General features: G+C 71.9%; 3 protein-coding genes. All 3 read left to right on the top strand.

Features of this window, described 5'->3' with window-relative positions:
• The first annotated feature begins 35 nt into the window (after nucleotides 1-35).
• Nucleotides 36-1,895 (top strand): hydantoinase B/oxoprolinase family protein, encoded by a 1,860-nt coding sequence (locus tag HKK72_RS36770; RefSeq protein ID WP_261987550.1) that lies wholly within the window; start codon nucleotides 36-38, stop codon nucleotides 1,893-1,895.
• A gap of 123 nt (nucleotides 1,896-2,018) precedes the next feature.
• Complete coding sequence (locus HKK72_RS36765; RefSeq protein WP_187239007.1) at nucleotides 2,019-3,029, top strand: pirin family protein; 1,011 nt, start codon at nucleotides 2,019-2,021, stop codon at nucleotides 3,027-3,029.
• Nucleotides 3,026-3,991, top strand: coding sequence for a pirin family protein (locus tag HKK72_RS36760; RefSeq protein ID WP_187239006.1), 966 nt, complete (start codon nucleotides 3,026-3,028; stop codon nucleotides 3,989-3,991). Before HKK72_RS36765 ends, HKK72_RS36760 begins: the two co-directional genes overlap by 4 nt.
• Nucleotides 3,992-4,170: the final 179 nt, after the last annotated feature.

Raw genomic sequence — 4,170 nt, 5'->3', positions numbered from 1 at the left:
CGGATGGAGGGGGAGCGCGGGTGAGAGAGGACGGAATGGGCGGGATGGACGGGAAGGGCGGGATGGACGAGGTGATGGTCGATCCGGTGCTGCTGGAGATCGTGGAGGGGACGCTCGCCTCCGTGGAGCGCGAGGTCGAGACGGCCATCGCCTGCACCGCGAGGTCGCCGATGATCCGCGACGCACACGACTTCCGCGCGGGGATCCATGACCGGAGGCTGCGCAAGCTGACCGGCCGGTCGTACTCCGCGCTGGTCCAGCCGATCGCCCGTGACTTCCCGCTCGACACGATGCGGCCGGGCGACGTCTTCTTCCACAACGACGTCTATCTGTCCGAGGGCGGTATCGGGCACCTGCCCGATCTGTGCGTCACCGTTCCCGTCTTCCACGGCGGGAAGGTCGCCGCCTTCGTGCAGGCCTTCGGCCATCACGACGACATCGGCGGCGCCGTCCCCGGCTCGATGCCCTCGCACGCCCGCAGCGCCTTCGAGGAGGGGCTGATGGTCCCCCCGATCAAACTGTGGGACCAGGGCGTGGCCAACGAGGCGGCGCTGCGCATCATGACCCGGAACTCGCGGATGCCCGACTCGCTCGCCGGCGACCTCGACGCCGAGTGCTCCGCCTGCCTGATGGGGGCGCGCCGGTTGGGCGAGTTGTTCGACCGGTACGGCGGAGAGGCCGTCGAGGCCTGCTTCGACGCGATCATCGACAAGACCACCGAGACGTTCCGCCGTGAGATCCTCGCCCGGATCCCCGACGGCGAGTACGTCTGGGAGGACTACGCCGAGCACGACGGCGTGGACCCGCCGCGCCTGCACACCCAGCGGATCACGCTCACCAAGACCCCGGACCGGATCCTCATCGACTTCACCGGGACGTCGGGGCAGGCCAAGGGGCCGATCAACCACGCCGGCGACTACGCCGACGGGGTCTTCCTCAAGAAGTGGCTCGCGCCCATCCTGCGCAACCTCGCCGACACGCCTGAGCGGATGGCCGAACTCGACGTCAACGAGGGCGTCGTGCCGCTCATCGAGATGCGGTTCCCCGAGAAGGGAACGCTGCTCACGCCGGTCTTCCCGGCGCCCACCAACGCCCGCACGTTCGTGATCCTGCGGCTGCTCGGGGTGCTCGCCGGAGTGCTGGCCAAGGCCACCGGCGGGCGGATGCCGGCCGACCAGGAGACGATCCGCTACACGGGCGTGTACGGCGAGCGCGACGGGTCGCCGTACCTCATGCGGGAGGTGCTCGGCGGCGGCTCGGGCGGCCGCTATTACGCCGACGGTGAGGACACCATCCATGTCGTACCGGACTCCCGCAACATCCCCGTGGAGTTCGCCGAGGCGCGCTGGCCGTTCGTCGTCGAGCGACTGGGCCTCGCCGTCGACTCCGGCGGGGCGGGGGAGTTCCGCGGCGGGCTCGGCTACGACAAGCACATCCGCATGCTCGGTGACGCGCATTTCATGTCCATCGCCGACCGGTCGATCCTGTCCTGCTGGGGGGTGAAAGGCGGCCGGGCCGGGCTCCCGTTCCAGGCGACCGTCGGCGGCCGCCCGATGGAGGGGCTGGTCGACGATGAGCCCGTGCGCGCGGGAGAGATCGTGCGGGTCCGTACGACCGGCGGCGGAGGATGGGGCGACCCTCTGGACCGGGACCCGCTCCGGGTCGCGCGCGATGTACGGGACGGCAAGGTCTCTCCAGCCGGAGCGCAATCGGATTATGGCGTCGTGGTGACGGGAGAGGCGGCGGGGCAGGAGCCGGAGGTCGACGAGGTCGCGACGGCGGACCTGCGGTCGCGCATGCGGGCCGAGCGCGGGGCACCCCCGTTCTTCGACCGCGGCCCTGGCTTCCCGACGCTTTCCGGTGGCAGGATCCACGCTGAGGTGGACCTTCTCTGAGCCACCGGACGGGCCGGCGCGGGACGGGAATGTTTAAGCTTCAACTATAGTTGGGGCTGGCAGCGACACCGTGTCCGGAGAACAGGCCCGGGAACGGCTGCGAAGAGTACGAGGGAGACAGCCATGCCTGCAGTGACCGTCGACGACACGCTCGCCCTGCCACGCGTCCCACGCCCCGACACCGCGGTTCTCGCCGAACGGCCGGTCCGGTCCGTGACCACGGCGCCGAGTGGTTTCGAGGGCGAGGGCTTCCCGGTCAGGCGCGCCTTCGCCGGCGTGGAGATGCGGGACCTCGACCCGTTCATCCACATGGACCAGATGGGCGAGGTCGAGTACGCGCCCGGCGAGCCCAAAGGGACCCCTTGGCATCCGCACCGGGGCTTCGAGACCGTCACCTACATCATCGACGGGATCTTCGAGCATTCCGACTCCAACGGCGGCGGCGGGGTCATCACCGACGGCGACACCCAGTGGATGACGGCCGGCAGCGGCCTCCTGCACATCGAGGCCCCGCCCGAGCACCTCGTGGTGTCCGGCGGACTCTTCCACGGTGTCCAGCTGTGGGTGAACCTGCCGCGCGCGAACAAGTTCAACCCGCCGCGCTACCAGGACATCCGTGCGCGTGAGGCGGCGTTGCTGGCCTCCGACGACGGCGGCGCGCTCCTCCGCGTCATCGCGGGCGACGTCGCCGGCCACGCCGGCCCGGGGTCGACGTTCACCCCGATCTCGCTGATCCACGCCACCGTGAGCCCGGGTGCGCGCCTGAGCATCCCGTGGCGGCCCGACTTCAACGCGCTGGCGTACGTGCTCGCCGGCGAGGGCACCGTGGGCGCCGAGGGGCGTCCCGTCCACACCGGGCAACTCGCCGTCTACGGCTCTGGTGACGTGCTGACCGTCACCGCCGCACAGCGGCAGGACGCTCGTACGCCCGAGCTGGAGGTGCTCATCCTCGGCGGCCGGCCGATCCGCGAGCCGGTCGCGCACTACGGGCCCTTCGTGATGAACACCAGGGCCGAGCTCATCCAGGCGGTCGAGGACTTCCAGGCCGGCCGGCTCGGCGTCATCCCGGCCGAGAAGGTGCCGCACACCGACCCGGGCGACACCGTCGGCGGCTCGGGCCAGGCCGGGCGATGAGCGACCTCGACCCGACGTCCACCCTGACCGTGCGCGGCGGCCGGGGGGACGTCGCGGCCGAGCCGGTGCGCGAGCTCCTGACCTCCCGGACGGTCGCGCTCGGCGAGGGCACCCAGGTCCGCCGGCTGCTGCCGAACCTCGGCCGGCGGATGGTGGGCGCCTGGTGCTTCGTGGACCACTACGGCCCCGACGACATCGCCGGCGAAGCCGGCATGCTGGTGCCGCCGCACCCTCACATGGGCCTCCAGACGGTCAGCTGGCTGCACGACGGCGAGGTGCTGCACCGCGACAGCCTCGGCAGCCTGCAGACCGTACGGCCGCGTGAGCTGAGCCTCATGACCGCCGGCCGGGCGATCGCGCACTCCGAGGAGTCGCCGCGCGACCACCCGCGCATCCTTCACGGCGCGCAGCTCTGGGTGGCGCTGCCCGACGCGCACCGCGGGATCGAGCCGCACTTCGAGTTCCACGCGGAGCTGCCGGTGGTCACCGGCCACGGGCTGCGGGCGACCGTGATCATGGGCGAGCTGGACGGCGCGACCTCACCGGGCACCGCCTACTCGCCGCTGGTCGGCGCCGACCTGGAACTGGCCGCGGGAACCTACGGCCGGCTTCCGCTGGAGCCGGACTTCGAGTACGCGGTGCTGGCGATGTCCGGGGACGCCGAGGTCGACGGCGTCGCCCTCACCCCGGGCTCGCTGCTCTACCTCGGCTGCGGCCGGTCGGACCTGCGGCTGCGCGCGGACTCCGGCGCGGGCCTGATGCTGCTCGGCGGCGAGCCGTTCGACGAGCGGATCGTGATGTGGTGGAACCTCATCGGCCGCACCGGCGAGGAGATCGCGCATGCCCGGGCGGCGTGGACGGCCGGTGAGCGCTTCGGCACGGTCGACGGCTACTCCGGAGAGCGGCTGGCCGCACCGGCGCTGCCGAACGCCAGGCTCAAGGCACGGGGCCGGGTCCGCTGACCGACGCCTCGGCGATCATCGCCCGGGCTCGTACGGCGCCGTGCCGTCGACGTGCAGATCGGCGCGGGCACGGGTGCCGTCCGCGGCGAAATGGGCCTCTTCGCAGCGGCTCCACCGATCCCAGCTCTCGGCGAGGTGCGGGCCGTCCCGCACCAGCGTCCGGTCGCGTCGCACGTCCT

This window comes from Actinomadura sp. HBU206391, from assembly GCF_014323665.1.
In the GTDB taxonomy this organism is placed as follows: domain Bacteria; phylum Actinomycetota; class Actinomycetes; order Streptosporangiales; family Streptosporangiaceae; genus Actinomadura_C.
Note: the sequence above shows the minus strand (reverse complement) of the source record. Positions and strands in the feature narration are given on the sequence as shown.